Genomic DNA, 19,114 nt, shown 5'->3' with positions numbered 1-19,114 from the left:
AGGGTCGCGGCATGTCAGCGCACATCTCGGTGATCGGCGCCGGCATCGCCGGATTGTCCGCCGCCATCGCGTTGCGGCGCGCGGGCCATCAGGTCTCGGTGATCGAACAACGTGCCGAGGTCGGTTCGGGGTCGGGTATCAGCCTGTGGCCCAACGCGCTGGCCGCGCTCGATGCGATCGGGCTCGGCGACGCCGTGCGCGAGGCCGGCGGACGGGTCACCGCAGGCGCGATCCGCTGGCGCGACGGCACCTGGGTGCGCCGCCCCTCGGCGCAGCGCATCGTCGACGCCCTCGGCGAGCCGCTCGTGGTGGTCCGCCGGTCGACACTGACCGACATCCTGCGGGACGCACTCCCGGCCGGCTCGGTGCACGCGGGCGTGGCGGTGGCCGCGGTGACCGCGGCCATGTCGTCGGCACGGATCACGCTGTCCGACGGCCAGGTCCGCGAGGCCGATGCGGTGGTCGGCGCGGACGGCGTCAACTCCGTTGTCGCCCGCACGCTGAACGGGCCGCTGCGCACCCGCTATGTCGGCTACACCGCGTGGCGCGGCGTCGCGGCGTGCCCGCTGGACCCCGACCTGGGCGGCGAAACGCTGGCACCGGGCACCCAGGTGGGCCATGTGCCGTTGGGCACGAGCCACACCTACTGGTTCGCGACGGAGCGCACACCGGAGGGGTCGGCCGCTCCGGGCGGCGAGCACGCTTATCTGACGGCCAAACTCGCCGGCTGGGCCGATCCGATTCCCCAGTTGGTCGCGGCCACGGATCCGGCCGATCTATTGCGGAACGATCTGTACGACCGCGCCCAGGCGACCCACTGGTCGCGAGGCCGGGCGGTGCTGATCGGCGATGCGGCCCACCCGATGCGGCCGCATCTCGGCCAGGGCGGCTGCCAGGCCCTCGAGGACGCGGCGATCCTGGCCCGGTTCGTGGACCTGGCGCCCGATCTCGAGACGGCGTTCTCCCGGTTCGGCGCGTACCGCAAGCGCAGGGTCCGGCGGCTGGTGCGGGAGGCGGAGTTGATCGGGCGGGTGGTGAACCTTCGCCCGGCCGCGCTCGGCGGACTGGCAAGCCGGGCGACGGCGTTGATCCCGGAACGAGTGGTCACGTCCCATCTGGCCGGGATCGCAGCCCGCTCGGCCTTCGTGCTGCCGACGCCGGCCGACCTGGTCGGCTGACCGCCCGGTCAGCGCGCGGAGCGCGGGACGAACAGCGCGGTGCACATCTTGCGCAGGTCGACGATGCCGCCGAACACCGAGGTCGGCATCGTGGCGCAGCCGTTGGCCTTGCCGGGCGCGGTGGCCGGGACGACCGCGGGCATCTGCGTCGGCGCCGGGTTGCCCCACACCTGAGCGGCCATGCCCTTGGCGCCGCACTTCGGCCACGCCTTGAGCCCCTGGGTGCGCAGCACGTTCTCGGCGACACGGATCTGCTCGTGGCGCGGGGCGGTGGCCGGGTTCCCGGCGCCGCCGTTGGCCGACCAGGTCGCCTGCTTGAACTGAAGACCGCCGTAGTGGCCGTTGCCGGTGTTGATCGCCCAGTTCCCGCCCGACTCGCACTGCGCGATCGCGTCCCAGTTGACGGAATCGGCGTGCGCGGTGGCCGTGGTGCTGTCCATCGCCATCGGCACGACGGCGAGCGCTCCGGAGATCGCGGCGGCCATCAGGCCCTGGCTGACAATCTTGCGAACGTTCATCTTTGCGGTCCTTCCCCGACCATGACCTTGCGGCTACCCGAACTGTCGAGTGAGGTAAGTCACCTGTTACCGAAGAGATGAAAGTTTTAGTAGTTGCTTATCTGACGTAAGAGGTCTCTGAGGAGATTGGGTCGACGACGAAAAGGCGGTGCCGACCGTGGTCGGCACCGCCTTTCGACGAAGTGGGGGCGCGGTCAGCCGCGGCCGCCGCAGGTCGGCCACGCGCCGATGCCCTGGGACTGCAGCACGTTGTTGGCCACGCGGATCTGCTCTTCACGGCTGGCGTTGTGCGGCGAGCCGGTGCCGCCGTTGGCCTGCCAGGTGCTCATCGTGAACTGCAGGCCACCGTAGTAGCCGTTACCGGTGTTGATGGACCAGTTACCGCCCGATTCACAGGCCGCCACGGCGTCCCAGTCGACGTTCGCGTTCGCGGTGCCTGCCAGCGCCAGGGGCGCGACGGCGAGCGCGCCGGCGATGGTGGCCAGCCCGAAAGTCTTGCGGATGTTCTTCAACTTCTGTCCTTTCGCCGAGCGCGCGCCATCGACACCCGCGAGACACGGCGGTGTCACACGGGCGTGATGCCTGCAGGGCAGGCCGGGGGTGGTCGGATCGTGCCGTCTCGGTCAGGCACAACAGGGGAGGTCGCATCGGACCTCACCGGGTTGGGTGAACCCGGCAGCCACAGCAAGCCGGTCCGGCTTCCGGGCTCCACTCACACGCTGGTTAGTGGTTTTGAGTTATTTGCTCCCTGAGAAGCTCCAATGGACCGTACAAACCGATCCACCCAAAGTCATCTCGGTCAGGAACAGGTCGCGGACAGATAACGGATTGATCACGACGCAGGGGTGCCGACGTCCACGCAGGTCAACGATCGGTTTCGCCGACCACGTCGGGTCGGGCGAGAGCAAACCAGAAGTGAGCCAAATCACCGGCATTTTGTGAGCTGGGCCACCGCAAAACACTTGTTCACCGCGCCGTTTGCACGAAAAAGCTTGCCCTTTCGGCATTGACGCGGATTCCGAGCTGTGATCCCCGGGGGATGCCTCCCTCTCCCGGGCCGTTTGACCCGGCCCCCGTGCGCCGAGGCCGACCCCGGCACCAATAGCAGCAAAGATGCTGCAGGGCAACGCATATGGCCGACCCTGCCACTACTGCCCCGCGCCGCCGATGCCCATTTCTCGCCGACCCACCGGCCGCGACCGCGATAGTGTCAAATTGGACGGAATCCACTATTTCGATGCCTAATGTAAGGCGACCAAAGGTGGCGAGGAGACGCTGTTTCGGAGAATCTGTCCGCGAAATCTCTTCGTACACACGGGGACTCGCCGGCCGATGACATGGCTACCGGCTACCCTGTGCCGCGCGAGCCGATGATCGCGCCTTTTATTACGGCAGAAATACGGAAGCCAATTGGCGGAGAATGCTGCTGAAGATAACGGCAATTCTCGCGGACGGAAATGGCGAATTTGCTAGGCCAATCGGGGCGGGCGGATGGCCTCCAGGTCCTCCGCGGTGTTGACGTTCGCGAGTGCCGGCTGCTCCGGGAGCACGATCCGCTGGGTGTCCACGGAGTCGACCAGCGCGCGCATACTGCGGGCGCCGGTCCTGAGTAGATCCGACACGACGCCGTGCAGTGCGGTCCGGTAGATACCCGCCAGGTAGTGATCGCGCCCGTCCCATGGCAGCACGACGTCCGCGTCGAGCCGCTCGGCCGGAGCGGCGAGGGTGTCGATCAGGTCGGGGGTCAGCGCGGGCATGTCCACGGCGCTGACGAACGCGTGCCGGCGGCCGGCCTCGGCGGCGGCACGCAGTCCCCTCCCGGTGGCCAGTAGTGGGCCCACTCCGCGAACCTCGTCACGCAGGACGACGGCGTCGAGATCGGGAAGCGCCTGACCGGGGGCCGCGATCACGAACACCGGATCGCAGCGGGCGCGCAGCACCGACACCACCCGCTCGACCATGGTGGTCGGGGAACCGGAGGGTTCGTCCACCACCAGGGTGGCCTTGTCGCGGCCCATCCGCCGCGATGCACCACCAGCGAGAACAACACCAGCCAACGACAGCGACGACGTCACACCGCGACGTTAGCGCAGTGGTCGTCGACCGTCAGGCGGTCCGATCAGTCGACGGTCCAGGTGTCCTTGCCACGCAGCAGAGCCTGCAGCGCCGCGGTGTCATGCGCCTTGGCGTCGCGGGCCGACGCGATCTGCTGACGCGCCGCGTCGTCGTAGGTCGGCTTGCTGACCTTGCGGAAGATGCCCATGACCATGTGGTCGAGGTTCTGCTCCGACAGCCGCGACAGCGCGAACGCGTACGCGGGATCCTCCAGCGTCGCGTCGTGCACGACGATGTCGGCGGCGGACACGTCGGCGGTCTTGGCGACCTCCAGCCCGTAGCCGGACTTGATCACGCAGTACTCACCGTCGGTGCCGAACGTGATCGGCTCACCGTGGGCGAGGTTGATCAACCGCTCCTCGGCGCCCTCTTTGCGCAGCGCGTCGAAGGAGCCGTCGTTGAAGATCGGGCAGTCCTGCATGATCTCGACCAGCGCCGCCCCGCGGTGCTCGGCGGCGCCGCGCAACACCTCGGTCAGACCCTTGCGGTCCGAATCCAGCGCACGGCCGACGAACGTCGCCTCCGCGCCCAGGGCCAGCGACACCGGGTTGAACGGGTAGTCCAGCGAGCCCATCGGGGTCGACTTGGTGACCTTGCCGGTCTCCGAGGTCGGCGAGTACTGACCCTTAGTCAGACCGTAGATCCGGTTGTTGAACAGCAGGATCGTGATGTTGATGTTGCGGCGCAGCGCGTGGATCAGGTGGTTGCCGCCGATCGAGAGCGCATCGCCGTCACCGGTGACGACCCAGACCGACAGATCCTCGCGGGCCAGCGCCAAGCCGGTGGCGATGGTCGGCGCGCGGCCGTGGATCGAGTGGAACCCGTAGGTCTCCAGGTAGTACGGGAACCGGCTGGAGCAGCCGATGCCGCTGACGAACGCGATGTTCTCGCGCCGCAGACCCAGCTCGGGCAGGAAGTTGCGGATGGTGTTGAGAATGACGTAGTCACCGCAACCGGGGCACCAGCGGACCTCCTGGTCGCTGGTGAAATCCTTGCCCTTCTGCGGAACGTCGGTCTTGGGCACCAGGCTGGTCTTCGTCAGCGCGCCCGGCGTCAGTCCGAGGTCGGTGCCTACGAGGTCAGTCATGCGCTCACTCCCACACTCTCCACTGTGGCCGCGGCCAACCGGGCGAACTTGGCCTTCTCGATTTCCTTGTCGCCGAGCGTTCCGTCCAGCGCCGAGTCGATGATGCCCTCGACCTCGTCGGCCAGGAACGCCATCCCCTCCACCTTGGTCACCGACTGGACGTCGACCAGGTACCTGCCGCGCAGCAGCAGCGCGAGCTGGCCGAGGTTCATCTCCGGGACGACCACCTTGGCGTACTTGTTGAGCACGTCGCCGAGGTTGGCCGGGAACGGGTTCAGGTGCCGCAGCTGGGCGTGGGCCACCTTGATGCCCTTGCGCCGGGCGCGTCGGCAGGCCTCGCCGATCGGGCCGTAGCTGGAGCCCCAGCCGAGCATCAGCAGGTCCGCATCGCCGGTCGGATCGTCGACCTCGAGGTCGGGGACCTTGATTCCGCCGATCTTCTCCTGGCGCAGCCGGACCATCAGGTCGTGGTTCTTCGGCTCATAGGAGATGTTGCCGGAGCCGTTGGCCGACTCCAGGCCGCCGATGCGGTGCGCGAGACCCGGAGTGCCGGGGACGGCGAACTGACGGGCCAGCGTCTCGGGATCGCGCGCGTAGGGCTGGAACGGCTCACCCTCCTTGGCGAAGGTGTGCTCGATCGGCTCGTACGTCGAGATGTCCGGGATGGCCCACGGCTCCGAGCCGTTCGCGATCGCGCCGTCGGACAGGATCATCACCGGCGTGTGGTAGTCGATCGCGATCCGCGCGGCCTCGACCGCGATGTCGAAGCAGTCCGACGGCGAGCGCGGCGCCAGCAGCGCCACCGGGGACTCACCGTTGCGGCCGAACATCGCCTGCAGCAGGTCGGCCTGCTCGGTCTTGGTCGGCAGACCTGTCGACGGGCCGCCGCGCTGGACGTCGATGACGATCAGCGGCAGCTCGGTCATCACGGCCAGGCCGATGGCCTCCGACTTCAGCGAGATACCGGGACCAGAGGTGCTGGTCACCCCGAGCGCGCCGCCGTAGGAGGCGCCGATCGCGGCACCGATACCGGCGATCTCGTCCTCGGCCTGGAACGTCATCACGTTGAAGTTCTTGTGCTTGGACAGCTCGTGGAGGATGTCCGACGCGGGCGTGATCGGGTAGGTGCCGAGCACGACCTGCAGGTTGGACAGGTGACCGGCGGCGACGAGGCCGTACGCGAGCGCGGTGTTGCCGGAGATCTGCCGGTATTCGCCGGTCTTGAGCTTCGCCGGCGCGACCTCGTAGGTGGTCGCGAACGCCTCGGTGGTCTCACCGAAGTTCCACCCGGCCTTCAACGCGAGGACGTTGGCCTCGGCGACGTCGGGCTTGCGGGCGAACTTCTCGCGGATGAACGCCTCGCTGTGCGCGAGCTCGCGGCCGTACATCCACGACAGCAGTCCGAGCGCGAACATGTTCTTGGCGCGCTGACCGTCTTTCTTGGTCGCGCCGATCTCCTCGACGGCGCCGAGCGTCAGCGTCGTCATCGGCACCGCCTGCACGACGTAGTCGGACAGTTCGTCGCTCTCCAGGGGGTTGGAGTCGTAACCGACCTTGGCGAGGTTGCGCTTGGTGAACTCGTCGGAGTTCGCGATGATCAGGCCGCCGCGGGGCAGGTCGGAGACGTTGGCCTTCAGCGCGGCCGGGTTCATCGCGACGAGCACGTCGGGGCGGTCGCCTGCGGTCAGGATGTCGTAGTCGGCGATCTGGATCTGGAACGACGAGACGCCCGGCAGCGTGCCCTGGGGCGCCCGGATCTCCGCCGGGTAATTCGGTTGGGTGGCAAGGTCGTTGCCGAACAGCGCGGCTTCTGAGGTGAAGCGGTCGCCGGTCAGCTGCATACCGTCACCGGAGTCACCGGCGAACCGGATGACGACCTTCTCCAGCTTTTGCCGGGGGGCGGTGCCGTTAGCGGAGTCACTGCCGTTTGAACTCACGACCCTGCCTCTCAACGTCTCGTCAGGCCGCACATCTCCGCGTCGCAACTCCGGCTGCATTGCCGGCTCAGCCGGCGGCCGCGAAGTGCACGTCGCTCCGATACGAAATGGCTACCCAAATGTTTCTGTCACTGGGAGTACCGATTATTGCACTTCTCTTAGGCTGACCAGAAAAGGACTCACGGGTTACCGCCAAGTAAAGCTGACACGTATACCCAGCTCAACACGTCCCCGCCAGGAAACAGCGCGGGGTTTTGTGGCGTTCGTCACGTTCAGGAGAATGGCATTCTCTAAGACTGGGGTTACCGGTCGGTAGCCCGCAGCAAGCACAGCGAGCACCGGGGGCGGCTCAGAGCGGTACGGACCCGACCCGGCGCTTGTCGAGTTCGGAAGCGACGAGCTTGCTCGCCTGTTCGGCGGCGCGCCGGGGATCGGCACCTGCTGCCCGATTGGCCACATAGCTCGCGGTGAACATGTCACCGGCGCCCGTGGTCTGCACGTCGAGCACCCGCCACGCCGCGGGGACGTGGATGACGCCGCCGTCGGTATAGATGTGGCAGCCCTCGGAGCCGTAGGTCACCACGATCTCCGGAACCCCGAGCCGTTCGGCGGCCTCGGCGTCGAACGGGCCGTCGGCCACCACGACGGCCTCGTCCTCGGCCAGCTTCAGGACGTCGAGATGGGTCAGCAGATCGGCGGAGAAATGCCGGTCCTCCACGAGCGGACCGCGCCGGTCGGCGCGCACGAGGCCCTGACCGTCGTAGGCGACGCGGTGCCCGCGCGCGGACAGCAGCGCCAGCGTCTCGGCCGGGAAATCCGTGCGCAACAGCGGCGCGAGGTGCACCCAGGTGGTGTCCGGATCGGCGGCCTCGATCTCGGCGGCGCCCCAGACCGGCCCGATCTCGTCGACGGCCATGTGGCGGTGGTCGATGTCGTCGTAGTCGAGGTGGAACGCGCTGGTGCGATCGGCAGGAAGGACCTGGATCATGTCGCCGAATCGCTGGCACAGCGCATCGAACAGTGCGTGGTCGGACTCGGCGCCCATCGCGACGATGCGGCCCGCACCTCCGGAGGCCTCCAGCGCGGTGCCGGCGAACGAAGCGCAGCCACCCGGGCTCGCCGGGCCGCCGTTGATGATGTCGATGGCCAGGTTCCCCAGGATGGTCACACCGTTGACAAGGTCTCGCGGCACCGATTGATCTCCTGGCATTTGTCGGCGCTCAAGACACCGTGGGACACCAAATGGTAACGAGGGGTGCCGCGATTCGGCGATTCGGCTGTTCCGGAGCACCACTCAGTAGTGCACCGGCAGGTTGTAGGGCGTGACGATCTGGATGGGCACCGGCCTGGCCGGCTCCACCGGCAGCGCGCCCCGCTCCTGCAGGATCAGCCGCAGTGCCAGCCGCGCGTCGGCCCGGAGATCGTTGTGCAGAACGGCCGAGATGCGCCCCTCCCGCAACAGCCGACGGTTGTCCGCGTCGAGGTCGTGGGCCACGAACACCCGACACTCGCGCCCGAGCTTGTCGAACGCCGCGACGGTCGCGACGTTGCCGCCGCCGACGGAGTACACCGCCTCCACCCCGGGATTGGCCTTCAGCGCGTCGAGGACCAACCGCTCCTGCGTCGCGTCGATCCCGTCGGCGTCGCTGACCTCGACCACCGGACGCCCGGAACCGCGCAGCGCCGACCGGAACCCGACCTCGCGCTCACCTTCCCCCCGGAACACCGTGCGGCTCAACGTGATCAGGACACCGGATGGATTCTCGCCGAGCCACTGCGCAACCAGGTAGGCCGCGGTCACGCCGGCTCCGTGGTTGTCGATTCCGACATAGCCGCAGCGGGCGCTGGCCGGCACGTCGGTGGTGTAGGTGACCACCGGGACGCCGGAATCGACGAGGCGGTCGATCGCCTCGGCCACCTCGGGTTCGTCCTGCGCTTTGAGTACGACGCCGTGACTGCCGCGCAGCCGTGCCAGCGTGTCCACCATCTGGGCGGTGGTGCCCGACTCCCACAGATGGAACCGCGCACGCACCATCGCCGGCGCGAACGCGGGCAGTTCGGCCTCGACGGCCGCGCGGAACGCGTCCGAGAATCGCCGTGGGGTCTGCATCACGACGTCGATCAGGTAGCGACGGCCGTTCAGTCGCAACTGCGCACGCTGTTTGTCCAGGTCGGCGATCGCCTGGTTGACCTCGGCGACGGTGCTCTCCCGGACCCCGGGCCGCTGGTGCAGCACGCGGTCGACCGTCGCCTCGCTGAGACCGGCCTGCTGCGCGATCTCGCGCACTTTGTAGCGGTGCGGCACCGTCGGCCCCCTGGTTCCCCCGCGAGCAGACGCGAACGCGCACGCATTCGCCCCGAAAGGTGCAAGTTCGCGTCTGCTCGCGGGCAATTGGTGAGGTGTTTTTGATGGGTTTATGCCGTTGATTGCGTCCTCGATCACAGCAAGACTACTGCCATGACGCCCCTCCACGCCGAGCCCCTCGACGCCGAGCAGGCACCCTGGCTCGGCGAATCCGATCTGAGCCTGGACGACTTCCGCGCGCAGGTGGAGCGCGACACCGCCCTGGCCGACTACCCGCACGCCGAGGAGGTGCGCGGCAACGTGCTCGTCTACTCGGCGCAGGCGATGGCCGGCGCGGTCAGCAGGCGGGCGCTGCAGGCCGAACTCATCCGCGCGCTGTCCGACGGGCCCGGGGTCGTGGTGTTCACCGGCGCGTTCGACCCCGGCATCGTGGATCGGGCCAGCGACGCGTTCTTCGCGATCATCGAGGCGCAGCGCTCGGCCGGGCTCGCCGCGGGCGACCACTTCGGCACGCCCGGCGCCAACGACCGCATCTGGAACGCCGCGCAGAAGCTCGCGTTGCATGACCCCCAGGTCTTCGCCGAGTACTACGCCAACGACGCGCTCGCGCTCGTCTGCCAGGCATGGCTGGGCCCGCGGTATCAGGTGACCTCACAGGTCAACGTCGTCAATCCCGGCGGCAAGGCCCAAGTCCCCCACCGCGACTACCACCTCGGGTTCGTTCCCGAGGACCACCTCGCCGCCTACCCCGCGCACATCCACCGCACCTCGCCGGCGCTGACACTGCAGGGCGCCGTCGCGCACTGCGACATGCCGGTTGAGAGCGGGCCGACCATGCTGCTGCCCCACTCGCAGCGCTTCACCGGCGGCTACATCGCGTTCAACCGGCCGGAGTTCATCGACTACTTCGCCGCACACCACGTGCAGGTGCCGTTAGGCAAAGGCGACGCGGTGTTCTTCAATCCGGCGCTGTATCACGGTGCGGGAACCAACTTTTCGGCAGACATCCGGCGCATCGCCAACCTGATGCAGATCAGCTCGCCGTTCGGGCGGGCGATGGAGGCGATGGACCGCACCGCCATGGTGCGGGCCGTCTACCCGGTGCTGCGCGCGATGCGGGCGGCGGGCCGGCCGGTCCGCGAGATCGAGAACGTCGTGATCGCGACCGCGGAGGGCTACGCGTTCCCGACCAACCTGGACAGCGACCAGCCGATTGGCAGCCTCGCCCCGCCCAGCCAAGTGGACACCGTGCTGCAGGCACTGGCCGACGACCTCACCCCACAAGACCTCGACCTCGCACTCGGCGAGCAGAACGAACGGAGAACCCCATGACCACACTCGGACTGATCGGGCTGGGCCGGATCGGCGCATTCCACGCCGAGACCCTGACCAACCTGCCCGACGTCTCCGGGCTGGTGATCACCGACGAACGCGCCGACGTCGTCGGTGAGGTCGCCGCCAAATACGGTGCCACACCGATGGATTCGGTGGAGAAGCTGCTGTCTTCCGGTGTCGACGGCGTGGTCGTGGCCGCCGCGACCCCGGCACACGCGGAACTGACCCTCGCCGCCGTCGAGCGGGGGCTGCCGACGTTCTGCGAGAAGCCGATCGCATCGACGGCCGCGGAGAGCCAGCGGGTCGCCGATCTCATCGCCCGCTCCGGGGTGCCGGTCCAGGTGGGTTACCAGCGCCGGTTCGACACCGCGTTCGCCGCGGTGAAGGCCGCGGTCGACAGCGGATCGCTGGGGGCGCTGACCACCGTACGCAGCACCACGATGGATCCCGCTCCCCCGCCGATGGACTACATCAAGGGTTCGGGCGGCATCTTCCGCGACTGCGCGGTGCACGACTTCGACGTGATCCGTTGGGTCACAGGACAAGAGGTGGTCGAGGTGTACGCCACCGGCAGCGTGCAGGGGGACCCGCTGTTCACCGAGTACGGTGACGTCGACACCGCCGCCGTGGTGGTCCGCTTCGACGGCGGCGCACTCGGGGTGGTGTCCGCGGCCCGGTACAACGGCCGCGGCTACGACTGCCGCCTCGAGGTGCACGGGTTCGACGACACCGTGGTGGCCGGCTGGGATCAGGGTGCCCCGGTGCTCAACGCCGACCCCGCGGTCGAGTTCCCGTCGGGCCAGCCGCACCACTTCTTCATGGACCGGTTCACCGAGGCGTTCCGCACCGAGCTGGGCGCATTCGTCGAACTCGTTCGGGGCGGCCCGATTCAGGGTGCCACCGTCGCCGACGCGGTCGAGGTCGCGTGGATCGCCGAAGCCGCAACGGAGTCCCTGCGCCGGGGTGTCCCGGTCAGCATCGAAGCGGTTCGCAAGGAGGCCAAGCAGTGAAGATCGCGGGCGCACCCATCTCGTGGGGAGTGTGTGAGGTCCCGGGCTGGGGATATCAGCTGGGCCCCGACCAGGTACTGACCGAGATGCGCGAGGCCGGGCTGACCGCAACCGAACTCGGCCCCGACGGCTTCCTTCCATCCGACACCGTCGAACTGGTGCGGCTGCTCGACGGACACGGGCTCGCGTGTGTGGGCGGCTTCGTCCCGGTGGTGCTCTACCGCGACGACCACGACCCGGCCGACGACCTCGCAGGCCCGCTGGAGTCGTTGGTCGCCGCCGGAGCCGGTGTCGTGGTGCTCGCCGCGGCAACCGGTCAGGACGGCTACGACGAGCGTCCGGTGCTCGCCGACACACAGTGGCGGACAATGCTTTCAAACCTGGACCGGCTGGCCGGCATCATCGCGGCACGAGGCCTGACCGCGGTGCTGCACCCTCACGTCGGCACGCTGGTGGAGACCCGCGCCGAGGTGGACCGGGTGCTGACCGGATCGCGTATCCCGCTGTGCCTGGACACCGGCCACCTGCTCATCGGCGGCACCGATCCGCTGACGCTGGCCCGGGAGGTACCGGACCGCATCAAACATGCGCACCTCAAGGACGTCGACGCCGGCCTCGCCGCCAAGGTGCAGTCGGGTGAGATGACCTACACCGAAGCGGTGGCGGCGGGTATGTACGTGCCGCTGGGCGCGGGCGACGTCGACATCGCCGGCATCGTCACGGCGTTGGAGGACAACGGGTTCGACGGCTGGTACGTGATGGAGCAGGACAAGATCCTCGCCGGGGCCCCCGGTGCCGGGGAAGGCCCGTTGGACGACGTGCTCGCCAGCGTCCGGTTCCTGCAGGGCGCAGCCTCCGGCGTCGCGTCGTGACGCTGCGCATCGGCATCCTGGGTGCGTCCCGCATCGCCGAGTCGGCGATCGTCGAGCCCGCCCGGGAACTCGGGCACCGGCTGGTGGCCGTCGCGGCGCGTGATCCGTTGCGCGCGGAGGTGTTCGCCGGCAAGTACGGCGTGGAGCGGGTGCTGCCGACGTATCAGGACGTGGTCAGCGACCCCGAGGTCGACGTCATCTACAACCCGCTGGCGAACGCGTTGCACGCACCGTGGAATCTCGCCGCCGTCGCGGCGGGCAAACCCGTGCTGACCGAGAAGCCGTTCGCGCGTGACCGCGCCGAGGCGGCCAGGGTCGCGGCGGCGGCCGACGTCGCCGGCGTCACCGTGATGGAGGGATTCCATTACCTGTTCCACCCCGCCAATCAGCGGGCTCTCGCGCTCGCCGGCGACGGCACCCTCGGTGAACTGACCCGCGTCGAGATCCGGATGGGGATGCCCGAACCACAGCCCGACGACCCGCGCTGGTCTCTGGAGCTCGCCGGCGGGGCGCTGATGGACCTGGGCTGCTACGGGCTTCATGTGCTGCGCCGGTTCGGTGCGCCGGCGGTGGTGTCGGCGACGGCGGTGCAGCGCACCCCGGGTGTCGACGAGCGGTTCGACGCCGAGCTGGTGTTCCCGTCGGGACTGACCGGGTTCACGTCGAACTCGATGGTCGAGGACGAGTACTCGTTCACGCTGCGGTTGATCGGTACCCGAGGGGAGGCGTTCGTCCACAACTTCATCAAGCCCCCGGACGACGACCGGCTCACCGTGCACACCGAGGACGGCACCACCGTCGAACACTTCGGTCCGCGCGCCTCCTACACCTATCAGCTGGAGGCGTTCGCCGAACATGTCCGCCACGGCACACCGCTGCCTCTGGACACCGCCGACGCCGTGGCCAACATGGCGCTCATCGACGACGCGTACCGCGCCGCCGGCATGACGCCGCGCTGAGGAGTCAGTCCCGCCCGTCGGCGCCGGCCCGCCGCTCGTGCCAGCGAAGGCGCAGCAGCAACAGGCCGCGGTGAGCGCGCCATCCCGCTGACAGCGGGTCACGCCAAACGGGCGAGTGCGCCCGAGTTCCGTTCTCACTGTCCATGAGGCCCATTGTGCCGCCGCTGGGCGGGCACGGCTCGTCGCCGGGATACCGACCTCATGACGACATCGTGAACAGTCGGTATCGGCGCACGTCAGTGCGTATCGAAGCGGTTGGCCAGGGCCAGCAGTGTGGACTCGATGCCGTCGGCGTTCTTCTTCTGCATCCCGAGCAGCTCGATCATGACCGGCAGTTTGGCCGTCGAGTAGTCGAAGGTCTCGGTCACCTTCGTCGCGCCGGGGCCGACCTCGGCCAACTCCCAGCGCCACCGGTGCCCGAGCGGATGTTCCCACTCCACGACGCGGTTCTCTTCCACCGCGGTGACCTTCGAGGTGATCTTGTACGGCACGCCGTACTGCGTCATCCCGACGGTGAACTTGTCGCCGGTGTTCAGCCGGTGCGGCCCCTTGACGTCGACGTCGCGCACCGTGCCCGAACCGTCGATCTCTGGATGCCGGTGCGGGTCGGCGATCAGCTCGAATAGGGCCGCCACCGGCGCGGACACCTGCACACTGCGGCTCACCGCGCGGGGCCCGGCGTCTTCTGTCTTCAGGGTCGAGATAGTCATGACGGTGTCGTACCCGGCACCCCCGCCACCCAATCGACCGCCTTGCCGCGAGCCCCCGGGTGACACCCGTTAACTTCTCTGTCTATGCCGAACCCGTATGTCCCGCGCGGGCTGATGAACCACGCTATCGATGCCGTGCGCACCGGCCTCGACCTCTACACCTGGACCGAGAAACAGGTCGTCGGCGCGTTGCGGACCGGGCTCGACGCCCTCGACCCGAAGGGGACCCCCGCCCCCGAGGAGCCGGCCGACCGGGCGGAGGCGCCTGCGACACCTGAACCCGACACCGCGTCGCTCACCGAGAAGATGAGCACGCTGCTGGGCCGCGCCCTGGATCAGAACACTCGGGGCAGCCAGGTCGAGCTCTACCACCATCTGCTCGACCAGCTGGTCGCCGACGAGGCGCGCATCCTCGGCGCGCTGTCGGACGGCTCCTCGTCACCGCTGGTGAACGTCTACGGCTGGAAGCAGTCCAGGACCCCGCGGCGCGCTGTGCTGGAGAACGCGTCGCTGGTGGGCCGCACCGCCAACGTCGCGCTGCCGCACATGGTGCCGCAGTACGTCAGCCATCTGCTCTCACTGGGCCTCGTCGAGGTCGGACCCGAGGACCCCGCCCTGGACACCGAATACGAGGTACTGCTGGCCGAATCGGCGGTGCTCGCCGCGATCAAGACCGCGACCAGGGGCCCGGTGCCCGCGCGGATCGAGAGGTACACGCTGTCGCTGTCGCCGCTGGGCACGTCGCTGTGGCAGGCAGCCGCCGAGGGCGCCGAGCACGGATGACCGTCACCTCGGTCGCGTTGTCGAGTTGGACCGAGATCACCACCGACGTCCGCGAGTACTGGTGGGTGTATCTGTCCATGCCGTTCGTCGCGGCGTTCGTCGGGTGGAGCACCAAGATCGTCGCGCTGGAGATGCTCTACCGGCCAACCGAGTTCCGAGGGGTCGGCCCGTTCGGCTGGCAGGGCATCGTGCCGCGGCGGGCCGGCAAGGTCGGGTCGAAGACCATAGAGCTGCTCACCACCAACCTGCTCAGACCCGAGGAACTGCTGGACCGCATCGACGTCGACGACGCGTTGGAGACGTTGCGGGAGCCGCTGACGCAGGCCGTCGACGAGATCTCCCGCGACATCGCCGAACAGATTCGCCCGGGGCTGTGGGACGCGCTGCCCGAGAGCGGACGCCACGCCGTGCAGGCGCGGATCGCCGCCCAGGTGCCGCAGATCATCGAGAACATGCTCACCGAGGTCAGATCCGACCTCAGCCGCTACCTCGACGTGCAGTTCCTCGCGGTCACCACACTGGTGCGCAACAAGGACAAACTCGTCAAGCTGATGCGCGGGGTCACCGCCGATGCGATGGCGTTCGTGCGGCGCAGCGGCATCTACTTCGGGTTCGCGATCGGGTTGGTCCAGGTGGTGGCCTGGGCACTGTTCAAGAACCCGTGGATCATGCCCGCGTTCGGGTTCGCGGTCGGCTTTCTCAGTGACTACATCGCGCTGAACATGTTGTTCCGGCCGACCCAGCCGCGGAAGTTCCTGGGGCTGTTCCCGTTCCAGGGTCTGCTGCACGCCCAGCGCGACCAGATCACCCGCAACTACGCCAAGATCCTGGCCGACGACCTGTTCTCCCCCGAGGTGTTGTTCGACGGCCTGATCAAGGGCCCGGGGGCGGACAAGCTGTTCGCGTTGGTGGGCCGTGAGATCGAGTCGGCGATCGACAACCAGACGGGCATCGCCAAGCCGATCGTCGCGCTGGCCATCGGCACCAAACGCTATCGCGCGCTGAAGGATCGGGTGGTCGCGCTGACGCTGGAGCGGCTGCCCGAGACGCTGTCGGAGGCCCAGAACTATGCGGTGCGGGTGATCGACCTGGAGAACACCATCGTCGACAAGATGAGTCAGCTCAGCAACGAGGAGTACGAGTCGATCCTGCGACCGGTGTTCAAGGACGACGAGCCGCTGATGATCGCGGTCGGCGCGATCCTCGGCGGGGTCGTCGGCGAGATCCAGGTCCAGTTCATCGAGCTGGTCACCCGGTAGGCGCCCCGCCTTTTTCGCCGAACTGAGATTCCCGGCTGCTCTCGGACCTGAATTCGCAGCCGGGAACCTCAGTTCGGCGAAACTTACTGCTTGGCCGCCCGCAGCTCGTGGGACAGCGCCTCGAGCTCGTCGCCACCGGCCATCTGCTGGGTCAGATGCGCGAGGGTGATGTCGTCGTAGCTGCAGTCGAGCTTCTGGCGCCCGCGGTTGAGCAGCACGAAGTGATCGCCGACCAGGTGGGCATGGTGCGGGTTGTGGGTGATGAACACGACGCCGAACCCGGCCTCTTTGGCCGCGGTGATGTACTTGAGCACCACCCCGGACTGCTTGACGCCCAGCGCCGCGGTCGGCTCGTCGAGGATCAGCACCCGGGCGCCGAAGAACACCGCCCGCGCGATCGCCACACACTGTCGCTGCCCGCCCGACAGCGAGCCGATCGGCACGTCGACGTCGGGCAGGTCGATACCCATCTTGGACAGCTCGGTCAGCGTGGTCGCCCGCATCGCATTGGCGTCCAACGAGAACGGGAACGACTTCTTGCGCAGCTCCTGGCCGAGGAAGAAGTTGCGCCAGACCGGCATCAGCGGGACGACGGCGAGGTTCTGGTAGACCGTGGCGATGCCCTTGCCCAGCGCCTCGGCGGGTGAGGAGAACTTCGTCGGCTCGCCGTCGACGAGCAGCTCGCCCTCGGTCTGCTGATGCAACCCGGCGATGATCTTGATCAGCGTCGACTTGCCGGCACCGTTGTCGCCGAGGATGCCGGTGACCTCGCCGGCATGCACCCGCAGGCTGATGCCCTGCAGTGCGGTGATGTGGCCGTAGGACTTTCCGATGTTCTTCAGCTCGACCAACGGCACCTTGCCGCCGGGTTTCGAGTCGCTGTTGGCCTTTTCGACGGAGATGGTCATCGGATCACTTCTTTGCTGCGTAGTTGCGGAAGGCGTTGTTGGCGATCACGGCGAACAGCAGCATCGCGCCGAGGAAGAACTTGAACCAGTCCGGGTCCCAGCCCGCGTACACGATGCCCTGATTGGTCATGCCGAAGATGAACGCGCCGATCGCCGCGCCGATCGCGGTGCCGTAGCCGCCGGTGAGCAGGCAGCCGCCGATGACCGCGGCGATGATGTAGAAGAACTCGTTGCCGATGCCCTGACCGGACTGCACGGTGTTGAACGCGAACAGCAGGTGCATACCGACGAACCATGCGCAGAAGCCGACGAACATGAACAGCCCGATCTTGACCTTGGTCACCGGGACGCCCACCGCGCGTGCGCTGTCGGCGTCACCGCCGACGGCGAAGATCCAGTTGCCGATCTTGGTCTTGAACAGCACCCAGGTGGCGATCGCGGTGAACACCAGCCACCACACCACGGTGATCCGGATGCTGACGCCGAACAGCGTGAACGAGGACGCGAACACCTTCTGCGCCGAATCCCAGCCGGCCATGTCGGACACGCTCTGGGTGGCGACCTGGCCGGCCACCAGCTTGGTGACCGCCAGGTTGATGCCGGCGAGCATGAAGAACGTGCTCAGCGTGATCAAGAAGCTCGGGATCTTGGTTCTCATCACCAGGAAACCGTTGAAGAATCCGACCGTCAGCGACAGCACCAACGCCAGCAGTGCGCCCACCCACAGGTTCAGGTGCAGGTTGTAGGCCAACATCGACGCCGCCAGCGAGCTGAACGTCACGGCCACACCGGCGGATAGGTCGAACTCGCCGCCGATCATGAGCACCGCGACACCGCAGGCCATGATGCCGATCGTCGAGCTGGCGTAGAGCACCGTCGCCAGCGAGGACGCCTCGCGGAACGGGGCCGCCACGATCAGGAAGAAGACGAAGATCCCGATGGCGCCGATGCCCGCGCCCATCTCCGGCCGGATCAGTACTCGCTGCAGCCGATTTCGTTCCTTGACCCGTTCGTCCCGGACCACCTTGTGGCCGGAGACGTCGAGAGCCTCCTGGGTTGTCATGTGAGAAATCCCTTCTGCGCGCGACTCAGCGCGTGCCGCCCTTGGCGTACTCCGCCACGGCGTCGATGTTCGACTGGTCGATGAACGCCGGACCGGTCAATGTCGGCTGCCCGCCGCCGATGACGTTGCCGTTGCTCAGGTAGAGCCACAGCGAGTCGACGGCGAGATAGCCTTGCAGATACGGCTGCTGGTCGACGGCCCACTGCACGTCGCCGTTCTGGATCGCATCGACGAGCGCCGCGTTGGTGTCGAACGTGCCGATCTTGGCGGTACTGCCCGCGTTCTTGGCCGACTGCACAGCGGTCAGCGCGAACGGGGCGCCGAGCGTGACGATATAGTCGATGCTCGGATCCTGCTGCAGCTTGGCCGTGATGGTCGACTCCACCGACGGCATGTCCTTGCCGTTGACGTTGAGGACCTCGGTGGCCGGGAACGTCTGCTTGACACCGGCGCAGCGGGCTTCCAGGTCGACGTGGCCCTGTTCCTGGATCACACAGATCGCCTTGGTGGCGCCCTCGCTGGTCAGCCGCTCGCCGACACCCTGCCCGGCGATTCCGCCGTCCTGGCCGAAGTACTCCTTGACGCCCATCGGTTTCCACGCATCCATGCCGGCGTTGAATGCGACCACCGGGATGCCCTTGGCCTCAGCGGCTTTCACCGCGGCCTGCATCGCGTCCGGCTTGGCCAGCGTGACGGCGATACCGTCGACATTGCTGTCGATCGCGGACTGCACGAGGTTGGCCTGGTTCGGCGCCTCGGGGTCGTTGGAGTAGCGCAGCTCGACGTTGTCCTTCTTGGCCGCCGCCTCGGCGCCCTTGCGCACCAGGTCCCAGAACGAGTCGCCCGGCACCTCGTGGGTGATCATCGCGATGGTCATCCGCGGGGTGTCGACGGTGCCGCCGCCACCGCTCTCACCGGACCCCTGCGGGGCGCCGCCGGTCGACGAGCACGAGACGATCCCGAATGCCAGAACGCCCGCGCCGGCAAATGCCGCGAGGCGTTTGAAGGTCTGGTGTTTTCCACTCTTCGCGCCATCGCCCATCACAGTTTCTCCTTGTCGTCGACACTGCCGCGA

18 protein-coding genes are annotated in these 19,114 nt (G+C 67.9%); 7 read left to right on the top strand and 11 right to left on the bottom strand.

Annotated features, from left to right (window positions below; genetic code table 11):
- Positions 1 to 11: 11 nt before the first annotated feature.
- Positions 12 to 1,178: an FAD-dependent oxidoreductase gene (locus NTM_RS16425; protein ID WP_163766866.1), complete on the top strand. Its 1,167-nt coding sequence runs from the start codon at positions 12 to 14 to the stop codon at positions 1,176 to 1,178.
- An 8-nt stretch (positions 1,179 to 1,186) separates the two neighbouring features.
- Here the strand turns inward: NTM_RS16425 and NTM_RS16420 are convergent, their stop codons facing one another.
- The 7 genes from NTM_RS16420 to NTM_RS16390 form a co-directional block, all read right to left on the bottom strand.
- Positions 1,187 to 1,696: a transglycosylase family protein gene (locus NTM_RS16420; protein ID WP_163766865.1), complete on the bottom strand. Its 510-nt coding sequence runs from the start codon at positions 1,694 to 1,696 to the stop codon at positions 1,187 to 1,189.
- 194 nt (positions 1,697 to 1,890) lie between these two features.
- Positions 1,891 to 2,208 (bottom strand): transglycosylase family protein, encoded by a 318-nt coding sequence (locus tag NTM_RS16415; RefSeq protein WP_179963947.1) that lies wholly within the window; start codon positions 2,206 to 2,208, stop codon positions 1,891 to 1,893.
- Positions 2,209 to 3,165: 957 nt separating this feature from the next.
- On the bottom strand, positions 3,166 to 3,771 hold the full coding sequence (gene mobA / locus NTM_RS16410) for a molybdenum cofactor guanylyltransferase (protein ID WP_104863399.1): 606 nt from the start codon (positions 3,769 to 3,771) through the stop codon (positions 3,166 to 3,168).
- A 44-nt stretch (positions 3,772 to 3,815) separates the two neighbouring features.
- Positions 3,816 to 4,898: a 2-oxoacid:ferredoxin oxidoreductase subunit beta gene (locus NTM_RS16405; protein ID WP_104863400.1), complete on the bottom strand. Its 1,083-nt coding sequence runs from the start codon at positions 4,896 to 4,898 to the stop codon at positions 3,816 to 3,818.
- On the bottom strand, positions 4,895 to 6,883 hold the full coding sequence (locus NTM_RS16400) for a 2-oxoacid:acceptor oxidoreductase subunit alpha (RefSeq protein ID WP_435405098.1): 1,989 nt from the start codon (positions 6,881 to 6,883) through the stop codon (positions 4,895 to 4,897). Before NTM_RS16400 ends, NTM_RS16405 begins: the two co-directional genes overlap by 4 nt.
- Before the next feature lie 301 nt (positions 6,884 to 7,184).
- On the bottom strand, positions 7,185 to 8,003 hold the full coding sequence (locus NTM_RS16395; RefSeq protein ID WP_163769514.1) for a PfkB family carbohydrate kinase: 819 nt from the start codon (positions 8,001 to 8,003) through the stop codon (positions 7,185 to 7,187).
- A gap of 126 nt (positions 8,004 to 8,129) precedes the next feature.
- Positions 8,130 to 9,140 (bottom strand): LacI family DNA-binding transcriptional regulator, encoded by a 1,011-nt coding sequence (locus NTM_RS16390; protein ID WP_163766864.1) that lies wholly within the window; start codon positions 9,138 to 9,140, stop codon positions 8,130 to 8,132.
- Between the two features lie 153 nt (positions 9,141 to 9,293).
- Between NTM_RS16390 and NTM_RS16385 the strand changes: the two genes are divergently transcribed.
- Genes NTM_RS16385 through NTM_RS16370 form a run of 4 tightly spaced genes read left to right on the top strand, consistent with a single transcriptional unit; the run spans position 9,294 to position 13,316 of the window.
- Complete coding sequence (locus tag NTM_RS16385; RefSeq protein WP_163766863.1) at positions 9,294 to 10,472, top strand: phytanoyl-CoA dioxygenase family protein; 1,179 nt, start codon at positions 9,294 to 9,296, stop codon at positions 10,470 to 10,472.
- Positions 10,469 to 11,485, top strand: a complete 1,017-nt coding sequence (locus tag NTM_RS16380; RefSeq protein WP_163766862.1) for a Gfo/Idh/MocA family protein — start codon at positions 10,469 to 10,471, stop codon at positions 11,483 to 11,485. The genes NTM_RS16385 and NTM_RS16380 overlap by 4 nt, the downstream gene beginning before the upstream one ends.
- Positions 11,482 to 12,357 (top strand): sugar phosphate isomerase/epimerase family protein, encoded by an 876-nt coding sequence (locus NTM_RS16375; RefSeq protein ID WP_104863406.1) that lies wholly within the window; start codon positions 11,482 to 11,484, stop codon positions 12,355 to 12,357. Before NTM_RS16380 ends, NTM_RS16375 begins: the two co-directional genes overlap by 4 nt.
- Positions 12,354 to 13,316: a Gfo/Idh/MocA family protein gene (locus NTM_RS16370; protein ID WP_163766861.1), complete on the top strand. Its 963-nt coding sequence runs from the start codon at positions 12,354 to 12,356 to the stop codon at positions 13,314 to 13,316. The genes NTM_RS16375 and NTM_RS16370 overlap by 4 nt, the downstream gene beginning before the upstream one ends.
- A 236-nt stretch (positions 13,317 to 13,552) precedes the next feature.
- Here the strand turns inward: NTM_RS16370 and NTM_RS16365 are convergent, their stop codons facing one another.
- Positions 13,553 to 14,026: an SRPBCC family protein gene (locus NTM_RS16365; RefSeq protein WP_104863408.1), complete on the bottom strand. Its 474-nt coding sequence runs from the start codon at positions 14,024 to 14,026 to the stop codon at positions 13,553 to 13,555.
- 84 nt (positions 14,027 to 14,110) lie between these two features.
- On the opposite strand from NTM_RS16365, the gene NTM_RS16360 reads away from it, so the two are divergent.
- Together NTM_RS16360 and NTM_RS16355 are read left to right on the top strand one after the other, a co-directional pair.
- Positions 14,111 to 14,809 carry an Abi-alpha family protein gene (locus NTM_RS16360; protein ID WP_104863409.1) on the top strand — a complete coding sequence of 233 codons (699 nt, stop codon included), beginning with the start codon at positions 14,111 to 14,113 and terminating at the stop codon, positions 14,807 to 14,809.
- Entirely contained in the window at positions 14,806 to 16,068 is a 1,263-nt protein-coding gene (locus NTM_RS16355) for a DUF445 domain-containing protein (RefSeq protein WP_163766860.1), read from the top strand. Before NTM_RS16360 ends, NTM_RS16355 begins: the two co-directional genes overlap by 4 nt.
- A gap of 83 nt (positions 16,069 to 16,151) precedes the next feature.
- Here the strand turns inward: NTM_RS16355 and NTM_RS16350 are convergent, their stop codons facing one another.
- The 3 genes from NTM_RS16350 to NTM_RS16340 are packed head-to-tail and all read right to left on the bottom strand — an operon-like array spanning position 16,152 to position 19,081.
- Entirely contained in the window at positions 16,152 to 16,976 is an 825-nt protein-coding gene (locus NTM_RS16350) for an ATP-binding cassette domain-containing protein (protein ID WP_163766859.1), read from the bottom strand.
- A 4-nt stretch (positions 16,977 to 16,980) separates the two neighbouring features.
- Positions 16,981 to 18,039 carry an ABC transporter permease gene (locus NTM_RS16345; protein WP_083146467.1) on the bottom strand — a complete coding sequence of 353 codons (1,059 nt, stop codon included), beginning with the start codon at positions 18,037 to 18,039 and terminating at the stop codon, positions 16,981 to 16,983.
- A 25-nt stretch (positions 18,040 to 18,064) separates the two neighbouring features.
- Complete coding sequence (locus tag NTM_RS16340; RefSeq protein WP_104863412.1) at positions 18,065 to 19,081, bottom strand: substrate-binding domain-containing protein; 1,017 nt, start codon at positions 19,079 to 19,081, stop codon at positions 18,065 to 18,067.
- Between the last annotated feature and the right edge of the window lie 33 nt (positions 19,082 to 19,114).

It is taken from the genome of Mycolicibacterium parafortuitum, from assembly GCF_010725485.1.
Classification (GTDB): domain Bacteria; phylum Actinomycetota; class Actinomycetes; order Mycobacteriales; family Mycobacteriaceae; genus Mycobacterium.
Note: the sequence above shows the minus strand (reverse complement) of the source record. Positions and strands in the feature narration are given on the sequence as shown.

Bases quoted from the DNA above. Each gene is read 5' to 3' on its own strand.
- NTM_RS16365 (WP_104863408.1), bottom strand. From the start codon at position 14,026: ATGACTATCTCGACCCTGAAGACAGAAGACGCCGGGCCCCGCGCGGTG.
- NTM_RS16380 (WP_163766862.1), top strand. From the start codon at position 10,469: ATGACCACACTCGGACTGATCGGGCTGGGCCGGATCGGCGCATTCCAC.
- NTM_RS16425 (WP_163766866.1), top strand. From the start codon at position 12: ATGTCAGCGCACATCTCGGTGATCGGCGCCGGCATCGCCGGATTGTCC.
- NTM_RS16420 (WP_163766865.1), bottom strand. From the start codon at position 1,696: ATGAACGTTCGCAAGATTGTCAGCCAGGGCCTGATGGCCGCCGCGATC.
- NTM_RS16350 (WP_163766859.1), bottom strand. From the start codon at position 16,976: ATGACCATCTCCGTCGAAAAGGCCAACAGCGACTCGAAACCCGGCGGC.
- NTM_RS16355 (WP_163766860.1), top strand. From the start codon at position 14,806: ATGACCGTCACCTCGGTCGCGTTGTCGAGTTGGACCGAGATCACCACC.
- NTM_RS16360 (WP_104863409.1), top strand. From the start codon at position 14,111: ATGCCGAACCCGTATGTCCCGCGCGGGCTGATGAACCACGCTATCGAT.
- NTM_RS16385 (WP_163766863.1), top strand. From the start codon at position 9,294: ATGACGCCCCTCCACGCCGAGCCCCTCGACGCCGAGCAGGCACCCTGG.
- NTM_RS16345 (WP_083146467.1), bottom strand. From the start codon at position 18,039: ATGACAACCCAGGAGGCTCTCGACGTCTCCGGCCACAAGGTGGTCCGG.
- NTM_RS16405 (WP_104863400.1), bottom strand. From the start codon at position 4,898: ATGACTGACCTCGTAGGCACCGACCTCGGACTGACGCCGGGCGCGCTG.
- NTM_RS16340 (WP_104863412.1), bottom strand. From the start codon at position 19,081: ATGGGCGATGGCGCGAAGAGTGGAAAACACCAGACCTTCAAACGCCTC.